The sequence below is a fragment of the Ruegeria hyattellae genome (genome assembly GCF_041537925.1).
Classification (GTDB): Bacteria; Pseudomonadota; Alphaproteobacteria; order Rhodobacterales; family Rhodobacteraceae; genus Ruegeria_C.
The window spans coordinates 399,296-416,671 of record NZ_JBGOSH010000001.1 but is presented as its reverse complement, the minus strand read 5'-3'; the positions used below and the strand labels follow the sequence as shown (position 1 = coordinate 416,671).

Below are 17,376 nucleotides of genomic sequence, written 5' to 3'. Positions count from 1 at the left end.
CGCACCGCGATAAGGAGAGCGGATGATCCTGACCTCGACCCACGGGCAAAAGAACCTGCCCAGATATTTTACGCATGTCATGAAAATGCTCGAGCAGATGAATGCCGGGCGCCTCGATATCGTTTTGCAGGACGGGCGGGTCTTTCGTTCCGAGGGCAAAATGCCCGGTCCGGTGGCGCAGATCGATGTACATGATCCCGACATCTTTGCCCGGCTCGTCCGCGAAGGAGATCTGGGCTTTTCCGATGGCTATCTGGAAGGGGATTGGAGCACACCCGACCTGCGCGCCTTCATGGATCTGGTGCATATGGGAAATGAAACCGTCTATGACGGGTTTACCGGACAGATTCTGGCCCGTGCCTATGAACGGCTGCGCTTCTGGCTGCATCGCAACCATCGCGAACAGGCCAAGAAGAACATCTCGTATCACTATGATCTGGGCAATGATTTCTATGCGGCCTGGCTGGATGACACGATGACCTATTCCAGCGCGATCTTCGAGACCGGGCAGGAAAGCCTGGAAAAGGCGCAGATCGCAAAATATGCCAGCCTGATCGACGAAATGGGTGCCAAACCCGGCGATCATATCCTTGAGATCGGCTGCGGCTGGGGCGGGTTCGCCGAATATGCGGCAAAAGAGCGTGGCCTGCAGGTCACTGGCCTGACCCTCAGCCAGGAACAGTTGAACTTTGCCTCACAGCGCATTGAAAAAGCAGGTCTATCCGATCAGGTGAAATTCAAGCTACAGGATTACCGGGACGAACGGGGCAGCTATGACGGCATTGCCTCGATCGAGATGTTCGAGGCGGTGGGCGAGAAATACTGGCCGGTCTATTTCAAGACTGTCCGCGACCGGCTCAAGCCCGGCGCGCAGGCGACGCTTCAGATCATCACCGTGGCCGACAAGCGCTGGGAGATCTACCGAAACGGCGTTGATTTCATACAGAAATACATCTTTCCCGGTGGTATGCTGCCAGCCCCGAGAATCCTGCGTCAACAGGTGGACCTGGCCGGGTTGACTTTCGTGCGCTCGAAGGAATTTGGCAAAAGTTACGATCTGACTCTGCGGCGTTGGCACGAGACATTCAACGAGAAATGGGACCAGATCGCCTCCTTGGGCTTTGACGAACGGTTCCGCCGGATGTGGAACTATTACCTGACCTCCTGCGGGGCGGCCTTTGACACCGGCACCTGCGATGTGACACAGATTACGCTAGCAAGACCAAGCTGAGCAGGATCAAGGACAACATGCCCGACGCCGCCCGTCTCGTCGCCGCCACGTGCCTGGCGCTGATCGCCTTCATTGTGTCAGGGCAGATTATTCCGCTGATGCCCGAGGGGTTGGACTTCGGCTATTTCACTTTTGTGAATATCGGTCTCGGCCTGCTTGTCGGCTGGATCGTGATGGGCAAGCGAGCTGGCAGGGGGATCACCAACGCGATCAATAACGGCATCACCGGAGTGGTGGTGCTGCTTTTTTGGGGACTCTTTGTACAGGGCTGTTACGAGATGGTGCGCCAGGCGATGCGCAACCGCTATGATGGCCCGTTCGAGGCGATTGGGGCGATTTTTCGGATCGGCATCGATTACGCCTATACGATCGCGGTTCCCAGTATTATCTGGACACTGCTGATCGGCGGCATCCTCGCCGGTCTGGCCACCGAGTTTGCATGGCGCAGATGGCGATAACCCTTCACCCGACGGTCACATTGTTTTGAAAAACCTGTTCTTTTATGGATCGCTGCGGCATCAGCCGTTGCTGGAAATCGTGTTGGGCCGCTCTGCGGACGAGATCGATATGGTGCCGGCCCGATTGCCGGACCACGCAGTGTTTGCGGTAGAGGGTCAGCCCTTTCCGATGATCCTCGCGGCTCCCGGCCAATTCGCGCCCGGATTGATGGTACGGGGGTTGTCGGCGGATGATCTCGCTCGGATCGAATTCTATGAGGGGGGATTCGACTATGCTCTGTCAGTCAATCAAATCGCGTGTGAGGGCGGAACTAGCGCCCCGGCAGAGCTTTTCTTTCCCGATCCTGACTTGTGGCAGCCCAGCGCACCCTGGTCGCTGACGGGCTGGGTCTCAGACTGGGGTAGGTTGTCGGAATATGCCGCGCGGGAGGTGATGGCGTTTTACGGTCGCCGCAGCGCCGCAGACGTGGCGCGCAGCTTTCCCGCGATCCGGATGCGCGCGGCGGCCCGGATCGCCGCTGAGACGCGCGCGGTCCCGCAATCCCGCGATGTGATCGTGCAGTCCTATACCCGCGCCTATCAGGGCTATTTCGCCCTGGACGAGATGCAGGTACAGCACCGCCGCAACGATGGTGACATGACCCCTGTGCTGGGCCGCAGCGCGCTCATGCAAGGCGCGGCAGCGGTGGTGTTGCCTTATGATCCGCAGCGCGATTGCGTGTTGCTGGTCGAACAGTTCCGCGCGCCGGTCTACATGGGTGGTGACCCGGCTCCTTGGATGTGGGAACCGGTGGCGGGCATGGTCGATCCGGGTGAGACGCCCGAACAGGCCGCCTATCGCGAGGCACGTGAGGAGGCGCATATCGAGTTGCATGCGCTGGAATGCGCCGGGCGGGCTTATTCCTCCAGCGGGTCGTCGACAGAGTTTCTGCATCTATTTGTAGGTCTCGCTGATCTGACCGAAACCACCCAGAATGGCGGGCTCGCCAGCGAAGGCGAGGATATCCGCAGCGCGATCCTGTCCTTCGAAGACATGATGGCGCAGGTGGATGCGCATCAGGTCAAAGATCTGCCACTGATGTCGATCGCCCACTGGCTAGCCCGGCACCGGGAAAGACTGCGTGCTGAGTGCTGATGCCAACGGCAGACGGCCACAAGAGAGAGGCTATGCCGAAGAAACGCTTCTTCTTTTGTTCGAGAGTTGCGTTCTCAAAGTTGCCAAGGTCAGCTGAAAGCCCAAACTGTATGATGCTGCAATGTGCTTCAACGTCAGTTCTGCATGCGCTTCGCCATCGCATCTTCCCATTCTTTGATCAGCTTTGCCCTTCGTCCTAAGTACTTTTCGCCCAACACCTTGAGTTCCTGCACCCTGTCGGTCTTGAAGTGACGGATGCCATCACGAGTCTCGCACCATGCAACCAAGTACCGGCTTCGATCCAGAAACGCGATCAGCAAGGGCCAAACGACCCGGTCTGTCATGTCACCTTTGCTGTCTGTGTAGGCCAATTGAAGTCGGTAACGCTCTCGGATGGCATGCCGCAAGAGGGCGCTGTCGAAGTTCTCTTTGACGCTTGATCGCGTTTTGATCGGCTTTGAGCTTGCGTCCAAAACAACGGGGCGAAGCTCCTTTGGGATCGTGTCGGACAGCTTAGCAACAAGGTCTCTTGCGGCTCTTGCCAATGTTGAGTCAGCCTCAGACGCCACCCATGCCGCGCCCAAAGCTGCCGCTTCCAACTCGTCAGCCGTCAACATTAACGGGGGCATGTCGTAACCATCGTCCAGCACGTATCCCATGCCTGCCTCACCTGTGATGGGAATACGTTGCGCCGCAAGCTCTGCCATATCGCGGTAGAGTGTGCGTATCGATATCTCCAATTCATCTGCAAGTTCCCTCCCAGTGATAGGTGATCGGGTTGACCGTAATATTTGAATAATCTGGAAAAGCCGTTCGGTGCGACGCATTTCTTCCTCCTGCTGTCACACTGCTGCCACAACGGTGGCAGTAGGGCAAACTTATTGAGGATCCAAATCACATATGCGGGCGATGTCCGTAGAACTGCTAGGAGCAAAAAAATGATCCATTTCGAACGTACACTCTCGATTGATGCCACACCTGACGAAGTTTGGGCGGTCCTCGGGCGCTACATGCATGTTGATGAGTTCGCGCCACAGATCGCGTCTGTTGATGCCCTCACAGAGGGTGATGACGGCCTGGGATCAAAGCGACGGAACAAATTTGCAAATGGGACATCTGTGGTCGAGGAAGTGACGGCATGGAAGCCGGGCGAAGGATTTACGGTTGCTCTGTCGGAAATGGCCGCAATGCCGCTTCGCGAAGCCAGTTCAGAAGTGCGCATCACACCCATTGGAGGTCAGTCAAAGGTAATATGGACGTTCGACTACCGCGTGAAGTACGGGCCGTTGGGGTGGCTCATGGGCCAGACGATGATGAAAATGATGATGGGAAAAGTCATCGACGGCAATCTGAATGGGCTGGCTGACAAAGTGCGGTCAAATCAACATGCATAATTAACTACGCAACGTCACAAGCAGCCATTGGCTAAGCAGCGATCAATGGCAACAATGTCCGGATTCCAGACAACGTTTTCCGCCTGCAGCGAGTTCATTGGCCAAGCCTTGATCTGTGGTCCGAGCGTGTGTTTTTCGCAGCCAACTTTGTCTGATTGAGTTATTCGAGGTTTGTGGGACCGTCTATGGCCCATGCATTTCCAGAGCCGCGCAACTCTGCTTGAGGTCGGCGGGGGGCGAGGGTACACCACATGGGTGAAACCGAAGAATTGAGGGCACCATGCGCACCGCACGCGATCTGGCTGATGCTGTTGGACACACACCCCTGATCCGGCTGCGCCGTGTCAGCGAGGAAACCGGGTGTGAGATTCTCGGCAAGGCCGAGTTCCTGAACCCCGGCCAGTCGGTGAAGGACCGCGCGGCGCTCTACATCATCCGCGACGCCATTGCGCGCGGTGATCTCAAGCCCGGCGGCACCATTGTCGAGGGCACTGCGGGCAATACTGGCATCGGTCTGGCTCTGGTGGGGGCCTCTATGGGGTTCAAGACGGTGATCGTGATCCCGGAAACCCAGTCCGAGGAAAAGAAGGACATGCTGCGGCTGGCCGGTGCGGAGCTGGTGCAGGTGCCTGCCGCGCCCTACAAGAATCCCAATAACTATGTGCGCTATTCCGAACGTCTGGCCGCCGAGCTTGCCCGGACCGAACCCAATGGCGCGATCTGGGCCAACCAGTTCGACAATGTCGCCAACCGACAGGCGCATCTGGAAACCACCGGGCCGGAGATCTGGGAGCAAACCGGCGGCAAGGTGGATGGTTTTGTCTGCGCCGTGGGCTCGGGCGGCACGATTGCGGGTGTCGGCATGGCGCTGCAGCCCAAGGGCGTGAAGATCGCGCTGGCTGACCCCGACGGATCGGCCATCCACAATTTCTACACCACCGGTGAATTCGCCTCTGAGGGAAGCTCGATCACCGAAGGGATCGGGCAGGGGCGCGAAACGGCGAACCTACAGGGGTTCCGGCCGGACATGTCCTACAAGATCCCCGATGCCGAGGCCCTGCCGATCGTTTTTGACCTGCTTGAACATGAAGGGCTGTGCCTGGGCGGTTCGACCGGCATCAATGTGGCGGGCGCGGTCCGCATGGCGCGCGAGATGGGGCCGGGGCATACCATCGTTACGGTGCTGTGCGACTATGGTACGCGCTATCAGTCGAAACTGTTCAACCCCGATTTCCTGCGCGACAAGGGCCTGCCGGTGCCGGGCTGGATGACCCAGGCGCCGCGCTCGATCCCGGGCGTGTTCGAGGACGTCTGACATGGCAGCCCTGCGGTGGTTCCTGGCGGCGGGACTTGCGGTGTTTCTGCTGGCGGTGGCCGGAACGGCTTCGGCCCAGCTTTCCGAGCGGCAGAAAGACTATTATCAGGATTGGCTCAAGACCGCCGACCGAGCCGAGGAAGCGGTCAAGGCGAGTCGGGCCTCGGATGCCGCGCTTGAAAAGCTGCGCACCGAAGTGGATGGCTACAGGAAGATCTTCAACGAAGTGCGGGGCGGCAACTCTGACCGTATAAAGACCCTACAAAGCCAATTGGATGCGCTTGGGGCAAAGCCGGAGGACGGCAGCGAGGAACCCGAGGATATCGCCACGCTGCGCGACCATCTGCAATCGCAGCTCGACGCGTTACGGGTGCCCCGGATCATCTCGGAAGAAGCCTATAACCGGGCCAACGGCCTGATTACAGAGATCGACCGGATCATCCGCCTGCGGCAAACTAAAGAGTTCACCACGCGCGGGCCGTCCCCGCTCAACCCCGATCTCTGGCCGGCGGCGGTCGTCGATGTGAAGCAGGCTCTGGGCGGGCTTTGGCACGAGGTGGCGGCCAATCTCAAGACCGATGTGGTTCATGTCCAGTTTCGCAATCATTACCCCGCGATCATCTTTCTGACCGCGTTCGGGCTGTTGCTGATCGCGCGCGGGCGCGTCTGGTCCGAGCGGATGGGCGCCTATCTGCGCACGCTCAAGGGCGGCGGTCGGCGGGTCTGGGCCTTTGTAGTATCGCTGTCGCGGATCTTTCTGCCCTGGCTGGGCGTTGTGCTGCTGACCTCGGCGGTTTCGACCACCAGTGTCGTCGGGGTGCGAGGGCAGTTCCTGCTGGATCAGGTTCCCAACTGGGCGGCGATCTTTCTCGTTTTCGACTGGATCGGGCGGCAGCTTCTGGTGCTGCGCGACGAGGACCAGCAGCCGCTCTTGAGCCGTGTGCGCATGGCCGAACTGCGGTTGGTGATTGATCTGTTGGCTGTCATGTTGATCCTGAACGACCTGCTGGCGGCATTCGACAGGATCGAGAACGTGTCCGATGCGACGCGTGCGGTTGTCGGCTTTCCGGTGATCTTTCTGTCCGCACTTGTGCTGCTGCGGATGCAGCGGCTTGGCCCGATGCGCGAAATGGGCGTGGCAACCGAGTCGGTAGAGCCCGTGCATCGTTCGGGACTGTCGCGATTCTTCCGTCAGGTGCGGCGGATACTGATCGTGCTTGGCTTGCTTTCTGTGGTGGCCGCGGCGCTGGGTTATATGCACGCCGCCGAGGGGGTCATTTTCCCGGCGATCAAGACGCTCGCGCTGATTTCGATCAACCTCATCGTGCAGCGGTTTCTGGGTAATCTTTACGGCTGGCTTAGCGGCACCGGCGATGCGGGCCGGGATTCGCTGTTCTCGGTGATCGCGGGGTTTGTCCTGGCGATCGGATCGCTACCGATCCTCGCGCTGATCTGGGGCGCGCGCAGCACCGACCTGCTGGAGGTCCTGAGCCGTGCGCGGCAAGGCGTGACGCTGGGCGGGGTTCAGATATCACCGGGCAGCTTCGTCACCTTTGCCCTCGTTTTCGTCATCGGCTACATGGTCACACGCCTGTTGCAGGGTGGTTTGCGCAATTCGCTGCTGCCCAAGACCAAGCTTGACGCTGGAGGTCAGAACGCCATCGTCGCAGGCACCGGTTATGTCGGTATCGCGCTGGCGGCGGTGGTGGCGGTGACCAGTGCCGGGATCAACCTGTCGTCGCTGGCCATTGTTGCCGGTGCCCTGTCGGTCGGGATCGGCTTTGGGCTTCAGACGATCGTGTCGAATTTCGTGTCCGGCATCATTCTGCTGATCGAGCGCCCGATCAGCAAGGGCGACTGGATCGATGTGAACGGGCAGATGGGCTATGTCCGCGACATCTCGGTGCGCTCGACCCGAATCGAAACCTTCGACCGCACCGACGTGATTGTGCCGAACTCTGACCTGATCAGCCAGTCGGTCACCAACTATACCCGCGGTGACACGGTGGGCCGGGTTATTGTACCGGTGGGGGTGGCCTATGGCACCGATACCCGCAAGGTCGAGACCATTCTGGACGAGATCGCCAATGCCCATCCGATGGTGCTGGCCAATCCCGCGCCCAGCATTGTGTTTCAGGGCTTTGGCGCGGATTCGCTGGATTTCGAGATCCGCGCAATCCTGCGGGACGTGAACTGGGTGCTGTCGGTGAAGTCCGACATGAACCACGAGATCAACCGCCGCTTTGTTGAGGAAAACATCGAGATTCCGTTTGCCCAGCGCGACCTCTGGTTGCGCAATCCCGAAGCGCTGGCGCAGCAAAAGGATAGCGCACCTCAGTCCGCGCCGACGGCCCCGCAACCCGCCTCGACCAAGCCGATGGACCTGACCGAGCCCGACATGGACGGGGATGGCGACGGTGACTACTGAGCTGCTTTTTCGCACCGACGCCTATCTGCGCGAGGCATCCGCCGAGGTAATCGGCCATACCGCGCAGGGCGGCGTCCTGCTCGACCGGTCACTGTTCTATGCCACGGGCGGCGGCCAACCGGGCGATGGCGGGGTTCTGGAATGGGACGGTGGGCGTATCGCGATCTCGACCACCGTGAAGGACGAAGGCGGTGGCATCGCGCTGGTGCCGGAGGCGGATAGCAACCTGCCGCCGATCGGCGCGCAGGTCACGCAAGAGATCGACTGGGCGCGGCGCTATGGTCATATGCGGGTACACACCGCGCTGCATCTGCTGTCGGTGGTGATCCCGCTTGAAGTGACGGGCGGTTCGGTCGGTGCCATCAAAGGGCGACTGGATTTCAACCTGCCCGAGGCACCGCAGGACAAAGAGGCGCTGCAGGCCCAGTTGCAGAGACTGATCGACCAAAACCTGCCGGTCAGCGAGGACTGGATCACTGAGGCCGAACTGGATGCCAACCCCGGGCTGGTCAAGACCATGTCGGTACAACCCCCGCGTGGCGCAGGCCGGATCAGGCTGGTCCGGATCGGGCAGGGCGTGGATCAGGTTGATCTGCAACCTTGTGGCGGCACCCATGTTGCGCGCACCGGCGAGATTGGCAAAATCCGCCTCGGCAAGATCGAGAAAAAGGGCAAACAGAACCGCCGCGTCTATCTGCATCTGGATGGCTGAGGGGGGTGAATTCCCCTCTTGCAAATCTTTGCGTGATCGGCCAAACAGCGCGGCACGGAGAGGTGGCCGAGTGGTCGAAGGCGCACGCCTGGAAAGTGTGTAGGCGGGAGACCGTCTCCAGGGTTCGAATCCCTGTCTCTCCGCCACAATTCCCTGCCAAATGAAATAAGATCACCTCGAACACGCAATCGATGAGTGAGGCGTTGCCGGATCAGCCCGCATTGGCTGAGCGCCGAGAGGTAAACCGAGGGTGTACTGGCCCTCAACCCCAGCACACGCGCAATCTCTTCGGCTGGGACCTCATCGGGGCAGCGCCGGATCAGCAGGCGAAAGATGGCCGTTCGTTGCGGATGGCTCTGGTCGAAATGACGGTTTAATAGAAGTGAATCCTAAATTCCTGAGAATATTAGAAAATATTGAAAGCAAACCCCGCACGCGGTTGCAGACGGAAAGCTGCTTTTGCACTCTCTCTGTGGTTATCGATCCGAAATAGCGCTGCCCTTTGTGAGAACGTGTTCTTATGCTCGCTAAATGCCATCCCGAGGGCCATCCCCGAAAGCCATTCACATCCAATGACCACACGTCAGGACATCAAACAGGCAGACACCGCAGCGGTTGCCCGCCGAAATGTTCCGATCCTTGCGGGGCAGGGTGCGTTCAACATGATGGCCTGGTCGATGGCCAGCCCCTCGATCGTGCTGACCTTTCTGGCGGTCTCGCTTGAACTGCCGATTTTCCTGGCCGGGTTTTTGGTGTCGATCCGCCACGGAGCGGGCACGCTGGGTGATATCTTCGTCTCGGACAGCATTGCGCGCCTGCCCAAAAAGAAAGGTGCCATCATCAGCACGGATATCGCGGTGGCGGTCTGTTTCCTGCTGGTCATTGTCGTCACCTTGCAGGGCGACCGCACTGCCACGATTGCCGCCTTTGTCGTCGCGATTTTCCTGATCGGCGTGCTGGAGGAAATCAAAGCGCTGCTGATCACTGATTTCATCAGCGACAATGTCGACCGCCATAGCCGCATGCAGGTCAGCTATGTTCAGAAGGCCATCGGCGGGGCGGGGACCATCGCGCTGGTGCTGCTTGTTCATCAACTGATGCAGGACTCCGCAGCGCTGTCACGGCATTCCACCGTGGTGATCATCGGGGTGCTGTGTTTTGTCCTGTCGGCGATCTCGATGCTGGCCTTTCGCGAAACGGCCATTACCGATGGGGCTACGCCTGCGCCGGGCGGTCACAAACCATGGGCGATGACCGGGTTTTTCCGTCGCGCTCGCGACTTGTTTGCCGAGCCCTGGTTCCGCCATTTCATGGTCATTCGCCTGTCGTTTGTGGTCGTGGGCCTGTCTGTGCCGTTCTTCGCGCTGATCGCGGCCGAGGCGCATCATACGTCAGCCAAGGGGTTGACCGCCCTTATCATCTCGTCAGCGGCGGCGGTGCTGGTGGCGACGCCGCTCTGGCGGGTCCTGAACGGATTTTCTCTAAAGCTGGTGATGGCGGTGGCGGCCCTGATGGTTGCGGTGACCGGGTGCGCGCTGGTGGTGCTGCACTATACGGGAGTAGACCATGACATCCATGTGCATGCGGTTTCGCTGTTTCTGGTGACCGTCGCGGTAACGGGACTGGGGAGTGCGCGCTCGCTTTATTTTATGGAAGTTGCCCCGAAGGAGCAGCGCATCGCCGCCAAAGCTGTCTCTACCAGCTTGGCCCGGATCGCCATTGTCGCCATTTCCGCCGCGCTTGCTGCGGTCGCCCATTCGGCAGAGGTTGTCTGGGCGATTGTTATTATCACCGTGGTGAGCCTTCTGGCCGCAATCCTCACCTTTTGGGTGCTGCCCGCGCGCGCACCTGAGGAAGCGCCAGAGGGCGCAGGTACTGATCCCAACAGGTGATGAACCGGCGCAGTGGAATTCACCCAAACACGGCCGTGATGCTTGCCAAGACAACCCTCGGGTGACACAGTTCTTCAAAAGACGATGGCGCACAAGCCACGCAGGAGGTTGATCGAGGGTATGATAGCTTCTTTGTTGGTCATTTTGCCGGGTGCGGCAGGGCAGGAAAACCTGTGCCGTTCGACGGGTGGAGTGCGCATTGCTGAACGAATCCGAGAGCGGCAGGTGACCTGCGCCGCTGCAACACAGGAGGGATGCCATGGGACTGCTTGGCGCACCGCTTGAACATTACGACTACCTGACCTTTCTGGCGCTGATCCTGATTCTGGCGGCGGTGATGGGGCTGTTCCTGTTCCTGATGGGCTTACCGGGCCGCATCGCGATCAAGCGCAACCACCCCCATGCCGAAGCGGTCAAGATCATGGGCTGGATGGGGTTTTTGGCCGTTGTGCCCTGGGTCCATGCCTTCATGTGGGCCTTCCATGATGGCGTAACGGTCGACCTGCGCCGGTTGCCTGAAGATGAACGTAAGAATATCCGCAGGGAAATCAAAAGATTGGGTGGCGAAGTTAATGAAGAGTATCGCGAGGCTGGGGACAGCGATGCGTCCCCTGATGACAGTGCCAAGAGCTAGGGAAATCTAACAGAAAATGTTTGTCGCGCTCTGCATCACGCTTTTCTACATCATCTTCGTCTGGTTCGTCTTCTTCAAGGCGCAGTGGCTGAAGTTCAACATCGCCTGGGGCATTGTCTCGTTCTGGGTCGGCGCACATCTGCTGCTGATCTTTCTGGTGGCGCTGCGCTTTTTCCAACCGATGTCGATTGACAGCCACGTGGTGCGCTCGACCATCCAGCTCGTGCCGCGCCTGTCCCAGCCCACGTTGCTGAAAGAGGTGCTGGTCACACCGAATGAGCCGGTCAAGAAGGGCGAGCCGCTCTACCGTTTCGACGACACGGTATTTTCGCAACAACTGGCTTCGGCCAAGGCGCAATTGGTCGCTGCCGAGCAAAATGCCAAAATCCTCGAACAGGACGTGATCGCGGCGAGCGAGGCGGTGGAACGCGCCAAGGCGCAGCTCAGCTACGCCCAGACCCAGCAGGCGCGCTATCAGAATCTTGTCCCTCAGGGCGGTGCGCGGCAGGAAGACTTGGATCGGTGGAACGAACAAGTAACCGAGGATACTGCCGCCGTGCATGAGGCCGACGCCAATCTGGCCAAGGCCAAGCTGGCCCAGGAATCCCAGATCGACGGGGTGAATACCGGCGTTGCGCAGGCCCAAGCGCAACTGGTCGAGGCGCAGTATTTCATGGACAATACCACGATCTACGCGCCCGAGGATGGCATGATCGTCTCGCAACAGGCCAGACCCGGTCTGGTGGTTGGCGAAATCCGCCTGGGCGCGATCGCTAGTTTCGTGACCGATGACAACCCTTATATCCTTGCCTCCTACCGGCAGCAGAACCTGAAATTCGTCGAGCCGGGCCAACCGGTCGAGGTGGCGCTGGACCTGTATCCGGGCGAGATCTTGAACGGTGAGGTCGAGGCCGTCTGGTGGGCCACACGGCAAGGCCAATATCTGCCCTCGGGCCGGTTACCGGGCTTCGTTCTGCCCAAGGCGCCGGGTCATATCGCGGTGCAGATCAAGGTCGATCTGCCCGAGGGACACACATTTCCGGCGGGTGGCCATGCGGCTGTGGCAATCTACACCGGCAAGGGTCAGAGTTTCGAGTTCCTCAGGCGCATCAACATGCGGCTTTATTCCTTCGCGAACTTCATCAGGCCGCTCGATATCTGAGGCCATACAAGAAAAGGCGGGCAGGGCATGACAGGCAGGGGCAGACAGACACGTGGCAGGCTGATGATGCTTTGTGCCGCCGGGGCGCTGGCCGCCTGCGCCCCGATCGGTCCAGATTTCGTGCGCCCGAACTCGCCCGTCATGAACCAGTGGATCGAGGCCAACAGCCCCAGCGTCAGTCAGAGCTCGGGCTTGACCGCGCGTAGCGAGCCGGTGGTCGAGTGGTGGAAGAACTTCAATGATCCGGTTCTGAACAAGCTGATCCGCGAGGCTTATGCTCAGAACCTCTCGTTGCAGATCGCAGGGGCACGCGTATTACAGGCCCGAGCGCAGTTGGGCATCGCCTTTGGCGAGTTGTTCCCGCAGTCGCAGGCGGTGGGTGGGTCGACCTCACGACGCGTGGTTAGCGAAAATCTGGACCCCATTCGCGAAATTCGCGAGGTGGTGCCGTTTGATACGGATTTCACCACCAACCAGATCGGCTTTGATGCAAAATGGGAGGCCGATGTCTGGGGCGCGCAGCGCCGCGGTGTGCAATCGGCCAAGGCCAACCTCGCCGCGCAGGTCGCCAATTATGATGACGCGCTGGTGACGCTGACCGGGGATGTTGCTGCGGTCTACATCAATATCCGCGCCTTGCAGGAAACCCTTCGTGTCGCGCAGAGCAATATCAAGCTGCAGCAAAAGGCAGCCGATATCGCACAGGTCCGGTTCAATAACGGGGTGACGACCGAGTTGGACGTGCAGGAATCGCTGACGCTGCTCAACAACACCAAGGCGCTTGTGCCGCAGGTGGAAAGCGATCTGCAACAGGCCAAGAACGCGTTGGCCGTACTGCTCGGCACGACCCCGTCGAAAATGACCTCGCTGCTTGGCACCGGGCGCATTCCGGCGGCGCGCTCCAAGATCGTTACGGTGGGGGTTCCCGCCGAATTGCTGCGCCGCCGCCCCGATATCCGCGCCGCCGAACTGGAGGCCGCCGCGCAATCGGCGCAGGTGGGGATCGCCATGGCGGATCTCTATCCGCAGTTCATCCTGTCGGGCTCCATCGGGTTGCAGGCCTCGGCCAATCAGAACCTGTTCAACAGTTCCGGAACCACCAGCCTTGCCAGCGCGGGCGTGGTCTGGAACGTGCTGAACTATGGCCGGATAAAGGACAATGTACGGGCCCAGGACGCCGCCTATCAGGAGTTAATCGCGAATTACCAGAACACCGTGGTGACCGCCTATTCCGAGGTCGAGAATGCCATGGTCGGTTACACGCAGGCGCGCAAGCAGGTCGGGTTCTACGATCAAAGCGTCAAGGCGTCGGACCGTTCGGTCGAGATCGCCATCGATCAGTATCAAGGCGGTACGCAGGATTATTCCCGCGTTATAGACGCGTTGTCAGCGGCCTTGCGCGCCGATGCTGATCTGATCCAGGCGCGGGCCTCCGTGTCGAACAATCTGGTGGCGATCTACAAGGGGCTTGGCGGCGGCTGGCAGATCCGGCAGGGGCGTGAGTTCCTGCCCTCGGATGTGCTGGCCGAGATGTCCTACCGCACCGATTGGGGCGATCTGCTGAGCCAGGACCCCGAAGGGGCCAGCATCCGTTAGCACTGGGAGCGCGCGCGCATGCAAGTCACCAAGGGGATGGTCGGGCACGGCTTCTACGACAGCAATTCCGCCCCGCAATGGGAGGCAACGGCGCATGTGCTGCCTTGGCTGGAGGAGATCGCTGCCGCGCTGGACCTGCCTGGCAGCGGCGCGATCACGCTGGCCGATTTCGGCTGCTCCGAGGGTCGGAACTCTGTCGCCGTGATGCAACGGCTTGTGGCGGCGCTGCGGGCGCGCAGCGACCGGCCGATCCACACCATTCACTGCGATCTGCCGACCAACGACTTTTCGGGCCTGCTCCACCGACTGAACCCGGACGGCGGGCGCGCCTTTGAGGCCGATCATGTCTATTCCTCGGCCGTGGGTGGCACCATGTTCCGGCAATTGCTGCCTCCGGGCTCTGTGCAGATCGCGATGACATTCAATGCCATCGGCTTTCTCAGCCGCAGGCCGCTGGATCATCTGCCGGGCTACATCTTTCCAAACGGCCCCAGCGACCTGAACCCCGTCGGCCATGTCAGCGCTGCGGAACAGGCCGCTTTCGCGCAACAGGCCGATGCCGATCTGCGCAGTTTCGCCAACGCTCGTGCCGCCGAGCTTGCGCCAGGCGGCAAGCTGCTGATCGAGGTCTTTGGTGCCGGTGAGTGCTTGCGCACCTGCGACGGCATCTATGACGTGCTCAACGACGCGGTGCTGGACGCGCTGAATGCCGGGATGCTGACGCAGGAGGCCTATGCGCGCTATTACCAGCCGGTCTATATGCGCACGCTGGAAGAGGTCCTTTTCCCGTTCGGGCAGGCGGGATCGGAGTTGGCGGGCCTGTTTGCGCTGGACCGCTCCGAGCTTTATGAGATCCCGGTCTCGTTCGTCGAGGCTTTCAATCAGAATGGCGATGTGGCGGCCTATGCAAAGGCCTATACCGATTTTTTCCGCGCCTTCACCGAGACCTCGCTGCGGCTGAATCTTGCGGATAACGCGGACCTGGAGGCGCTGGTGCGCTATGTCTACACCCGCGCCGAACAGCGCGTCCGCGAGACACCCGACCGCTATCCGTTCAACTATATCGCCATGGGTGTGATGCTGACCCGGAGGGGCTAGGAGTCTCGGTGGCGAGTTTTCGTAGAAACATCAGATGACTGCCATAAGCCCAAACCAGCCACATTGCAGAACTGCGGCAAAAGTCGGCTCTCGCTGGATAGGGCCTTGAACACTCTGAAACCGACCATCCAACAAGGTCTCAAGGAGTTTTGACATGCTGTGCCGGTGATCGAGGATTTCTTCAAAGCTGTTCTGGTAGATTATTCTCGCCAGATTTCTTGACGCTGACGCTCAGCAATAGCCTGCGAAACACCATCAAATTGCTTGGTCAGGTGCCGGATGAACTGCCGCGCCGCTGGCAAATGGTCCTTTTCCTTGCTCCAAAGCAACCCCAACTCGCGTTTGGGATGCTCAATTCGAATTGGGAGTGCATGGATCGTATTCTTCGGCTGCATGTAGACAACGGAAAAAGGTAGAACCGTGAGCGCCTTCGAGCCTGCCAGCACGTTGATGATAGAAGATAGCGTCCCGCCAGAATAGCTGACCTTGAAATCCGAAACGCCGATGCTTGCCAGTACGTCCCGCAAATCCTGAAACAATGGGCTTCCCGCAGGTTGGGTGATCCATGGGTATTCTGAGATGTCTTCCAGGCGGAACGACTTACTTCTTGTCAGTGGATGGGCAGCGCCGCACGCGATGACATTTCGCCCCTTGAGAATACGTTGAAAGTCCATGTCGTCAGGAACGTCTGCAAACTCCATTGGGCAAATGCCTATGTTGATTGTTCCTGCTCGAAGCGCGTCGATCAGCTCATCGGGGTATCCATAGCTTTGATCGATGCGCAATTCGGGATAGGCGTCTTGGAAGCCCGCGATGATCGTCGAGATAACGCCGTCCATGAAAATTGGCGTGCCAGCAACGCGGATGGATCCTGCGTGGCCTGTCGAAAACTGGGCGGCAATCTCTTGGGCTGTCTGGGTTGCCAGCCCGATAGCGCGGCCTTCAACGGCTAATTTTGCGCCCAATTCAGTGGGCTCAAGCGGGCGTCGGCCCTTTACAAATAGCGGCTCGCCCAGCCGGGCTTCCAGGTTGGAAACGATGCGCGACAAGCTGGGTTGCGATTTCCCAAGACTGCGCGCGCCTTCGCTCAATCCGCCGGAATCGACGATGGCTGCAAGGATGTGAAGGTGCCTTGGGTCAATTAGCATAGCAAAATGCTATATTGTTGTGCGGAAGTATTATCAACATGCGATATCGCGCTGGCTAGCTTCGGGTCGAGGGGGATTCGATGTGGCCGAACCAGGGGTGAAAGATCACAGAAGCGAACAAGTACGGGTTCGGTTTGGCCGTGCCATCCGAAGGGATTTGGCATCCGAGGTAAGCCGCCTTGGGGCGCGCAAGGCTCTGGTTCTTTCGACGCCGCAGCAAAGTGATTTGGCGTTTGAAGCAAGTGAAGTGCTCGGCCCACTGGCTGCCGGCATCTACACGAAAGCGACCATGCACACACCTCTAGATGTGACCGAAGATGCACTGGAGCACTTGCAAGCTTCTGGTGCGGATTGCTTGATAGCCTTGGGCGGCGGCTCGACCATCGGATTGGGCAAGGCACTCGCCTACCGCACGGATCTCCCGCAAATCACGGTGCCAACCACATATGCGGGAAGCGAAGCGACGCCAATCCTCGGGCAAACCGAAAACGGCGTAAAAACCACGCTGAGCGATCCAAAGGTCCTGCCCGAAGTCATTCTCTATGATCCGGAATTGGTGACCAGGCTTCCCATTGGCATGACGGTAACCTCGGGTCTGAACGCGATGGCCCATGCTGCCGAAGCGCTTTATGCCGAAAATCGCAACGCCGCGACGGATCAATTGGCCATTGAAGGGCTCGAAACCCTTGTGCAGGGCTTGCCCGCGGTCGTGGCGACGCCTGAAGACCTCGACGTGCGCGAAGCGACGCAAAGGGGCGCATGGGCATGTGGGACCGTTCTGGGCCAGGTCGGCATGGCGCTGCATCACAAACTTTGCCATACGCTGGGTGGCTCCTTCAATCTTCCACATGCAGACACGCATGCCATCATCCTGCCCCACGCCATTGCCTACAATGCGCGAGCGGCGGCCAGCGAACTGACTCCGATCAGTCGCATCTTGAAGGGCGACCCCCCGGGTGCGGCTTTGTACGAATTTGCCAAATCTCTCGGCGCGCCTCTGGCGTTGCGCGACCTTGGCGTGAGTGAGGCCGACCTGGACCGCGCCGCCAGTTTGGCAACGCAAAAACCATACCCAAACCCACAGCCCGTGACCCGGGATGACATTCGCGCGCTGCTGCAGGCGGCGTGGGCGGGCGACGCACCCGCATTCTAAGACAGTCGTGACACGAGGGA

Annotated in this window: 15 protein-coding genes, 1 tRNA gene and 1 pseudogene; 14 read left to right on the top strand and 3 right to left on the bottom strand. The window is 59.8% G+C overall.

Annotated features, from left to right (window positions below):
* Positions 1-22 precede the first annotated feature (22 nt).
* Genes AB1E33_RS02005 through AB1E33_RS01995 form a run of 3 tightly spaced genes read left to right on the top strand, consistent with a single transcriptional unit; the run spans position 23 to position 2,824 of the window.
* The gene (locus AB1E33_RS02005; protein WP_372575578.1) at positions 23-1,231 is read left to right on the top strand and encodes a class I SAM-dependent methyltransferase; all 1,209 of its coding nucleotides are present in this window, start codon (positions 23-25) and stop codon (positions 1,229-1,231) included.
* 17 nt (positions 1,232-1,248) lie between these two features.
* Complete coding sequence (locus AB1E33_RS02000; RefSeq protein WP_372575577.1) at positions 1,249-1,689, top strand: TrgA family protein; 441 nt, start codon at positions 1,249-1,251, stop codon at positions 1,687-1,689.
* 25 nt (positions 1,690-1,714) lie between these two features.
* Positions 1,715-2,824 (top strand): NUDIX domain-containing protein, encoded by a 1,110-nt coding sequence (locus AB1E33_RS01995; protein ID WP_372575576.1) that lies wholly within the window; start codon positions 1,715-1,717, stop codon positions 2,822-2,824.
* Between the two features lie 134 nt (positions 2,825-2,958).
* Here AB1E33_RS01995 and AB1E33_RS01990 read toward each other — a convergent pair whose 3' ends face one another.
* Positions 2,959-3,651: a helix-turn-helix transcriptional regulator gene (locus tag AB1E33_RS01990; RefSeq protein ID WP_372575575.1), complete on the bottom strand. Its 693-nt coding sequence runs from the start codon at positions 3,649-3,651 to the stop codon at positions 2,959-2,961.
* A 111-nt stretch (positions 3,652-3,762) separates the two neighbouring features.
* Between AB1E33_RS01990 and AB1E33_RS01985 the strand changes: the two genes are divergently transcribed.
* The 5 genes from AB1E33_RS01985 (at position 3,763) to AB1E33_RS01965 (ending at position 8,819) form a co-directional block, all read left to right on the top strand.
* A complete protein-coding gene (locus AB1E33_RS01985) occupies positions 3,763-4,218 on the top strand; it encodes an SRPBCC family protein (protein ID WP_372575574.1) in 456 nt (151 codons plus the stop codon).
* A gap of 280 nt (positions 4,219-4,498) precedes the next feature.
* Positions 4,499-5,533 carry a cysteine synthase A gene (locus AB1E33_RS01980; protein ID WP_372575573.1) on the top strand — a complete coding sequence of 345 codons (1,035 nt, stop codon included), beginning with the start codon at positions 4,499-4,501 and terminating at the stop codon, positions 5,531-5,533.
* A 1-nt stretch (position 5,534) separates the two neighbouring features.
* The gene (locus AB1E33_RS01975; RefSeq protein ID WP_372575572.1) at positions 5,535-7,961 is read left to right on the top strand and encodes a DUF3772 domain-containing protein; all 2,427 of its coding nucleotides are present in this window, start codon (positions 5,535-5,537) and stop codon (positions 7,959-7,961) included.
* Positions 7,951-8,673: an alanyl-tRNA editing protein gene (locus AB1E33_RS01970; RefSeq protein WP_372575571.1), complete on the top strand. Its 723-nt coding sequence runs from the start codon at positions 7,951-7,953 to the stop codon at positions 8,671-8,673. The genes AB1E33_RS01975 and AB1E33_RS01970 overlap by 11 nt, the downstream gene beginning before the upstream one ends.
* A 56-nt stretch (positions 8,674-8,729) precedes the next feature.
* A tRNA-Ser gene (locus tag AB1E33_RS01965) sits at positions 8,730-8,819 on the top strand.
* A 66-nt stretch (positions 8,820-8,885) separates the two neighbouring features.
* On the opposite strand, the pseudogene AB1E33_RS01960 reads toward AB1E33_RS01965, so the two are convergent.
* Positions 8,886-8,993 (bottom strand): annotated as a pseudogene (locus AB1E33_RS01960) (ArsR family transcriptional regulator); the annotation flags it as partial.
* Between the two features lie 252 nt (positions 8,994-9,245).
* Here AB1E33_RS01960 and AB1E33_RS01955 point away from each other — a divergent pair.
* The 5 genes from AB1E33_RS01955 to AB1E33_RS01935 all read left to right on the top strand — a co-directional run bounded on the left by AB1E33_RS01955 (position 9,246) and on the right by AB1E33_RS01935 (position 15,055).
* Complete coding sequence (locus AB1E33_RS01955) at positions 9,246-10,565, top strand: MFS transporter (RefSeq protein ID WP_372575570.1); 1,320 nt, start codon at positions 9,246-9,248, stop codon at positions 10,563-10,565.
* 259 nt (positions 10,566-10,824) lie between these two features.
* The gene (locus tag AB1E33_RS01950) at positions 10,825-11,199 is read left to right on the top strand and encodes a DUF3302 domain-containing protein (protein WP_372575569.1); all 375 of its coding nucleotides are present in this window, start codon (positions 10,825-10,827) and stop codon (positions 11,197-11,199) included.
* A 16-nt stretch (positions 11,200-11,215) separates the two neighbouring features.
* On the top strand, positions 11,216-12,361 hold the full coding sequence (locus AB1E33_RS01945) for an HlyD family secretion protein (protein ID WP_372575568.1): 1,146 nt from the start codon (positions 11,216-11,218) through the stop codon (positions 12,359-12,361).
* A 27-nt stretch (positions 12,362-12,388) separates the two neighbouring features.
* Positions 12,389-13,957 (top strand): efflux transporter outer membrane subunit, encoded by a 1,569-nt coding sequence (locus AB1E33_RS01940; RefSeq protein ID WP_372575567.1) that lies wholly within the window; start codon positions 12,389-12,391, stop codon positions 13,955-13,957.
* 18 nt (positions 13,958-13,975) lie between these two features.
* Positions 13,976-15,055, top strand: a complete 1,080-nt coding sequence (locus AB1E33_RS01935) for a class I SAM-dependent methyltransferase (protein WP_372575566.1) — start codon at positions 13,976-13,978, stop codon at positions 15,053-15,055.
* A gap of 200 nt (positions 15,056-15,255) precedes the next feature.
* Here AB1E33_RS01935 and AB1E33_RS01930 read toward each other — a convergent pair whose 3' ends face one another.
* On the bottom strand, positions 15,256-16,203 hold the full coding sequence (locus AB1E33_RS01930) for a LysR family transcriptional regulator (RefSeq protein WP_372575565.1): 948 nt from the start codon (positions 16,201-16,203) through the stop codon (positions 15,256-15,258).
* Positions 16,204-16,285: 82 nt separating this feature from the next.
* Here AB1E33_RS01930 and AB1E33_RS01925 point away from each other — a divergent pair, with 82 nt between their 5' ends.
* A complete protein-coding gene (locus tag AB1E33_RS01925) occupies positions 16,286-17,356 on the top strand; it encodes a maleylacetate reductase (protein WP_372575564.1) in 1,071 nt (356 codons plus the stop codon).
* Positions 17,357-17,376 lie beyond the last annotated feature (20 nt).

What these genes read in the sequence shown, in the direction of transcription:
- AB1E33_RS02005 (WP_372575578.1), top strand. Translation starts at nt 23, where the DNA reads ATGATCCTGACCTCGACCCACGGGCAAAAGAACCTGCCCAGATATTTT.
- AB1E33_RS02000 (WP_372575577.1), top strand. Translation starts at nt 1,249, where the DNA reads ATGCCCGACGCCGCCCGTCTCGTCGCCGCCACGTGCCTGGCGCTGATC.
- AB1E33_RS01990 (WP_372575575.1), bottom strand. Translation starts at nt 3,651, where the DNA reads ATGCGTCGCACCGAACGGCTTTTCCAGATTATTCAAATATTACGGTCA.
- AB1E33_RS01985 (WP_372575574.1), top strand. Translation starts at nt 3,763, where the DNA reads ATGATCCATTTCGAACGTACACTCTCGATTGATGCCACACCTGACGAA.
- AB1E33_RS01980 (WP_372575573.1), top strand. Translation starts at nt 4,499, where the DNA reads ATGCGCACCGCACGCGATCTGGCTGATGCTGTTGGACACACACCCCTG.
- AB1E33_RS01975 (WP_372575572.1), top strand. Translation starts at nt 5,535, where the DNA reads ATGGCAGCCCTGCGGTGGTTCCTGGCGGCGGGACTTGCGGTGTTTCTG.
- AB1E33_RS01955 (WP_372575570.1), top strand. Translation starts at nt 9,246, where the DNA reads ATGACCACACGTCAGGACATCAAACAGGCAGACACCGCAGCGGTTGCC.
- AB1E33_RS01950 (WP_372575569.1), top strand. Translation starts at nt 10,825, where the DNA reads ATGGGACTGCTTGGCGCACCGCTTGAACATTACGACTACCTGACCTTT.
- AB1E33_RS01945 (WP_372575568.1), top strand. Translation starts at nt 11,216, where the DNA reads ATGTTTGTCGCGCTCTGCATCACGCTTTTCTACATCATCTTCGTCTGG.
- AB1E33_RS01940 (WP_372575567.1), top strand. Translation starts at nt 12,389, where the DNA reads ATGACAGGCAGGGGCAGACAGACACGTGGCAGGCTGATGATGCTTTGT.
- AB1E33_RS01935 (WP_372575566.1), top strand. Translation starts at nt 13,976, where the DNA reads ATGCAAGTCACCAAGGGGATGGTCGGGCACGGCTTCTACGACAGCAAT.
- AB1E33_RS01930 (WP_372575565.1), bottom strand. Translation starts at nt 16,203, where the DNA reads ATGCTAATTGACCCAAGGCACCTTCACATCCTTGCAGCCATCGTCGAT.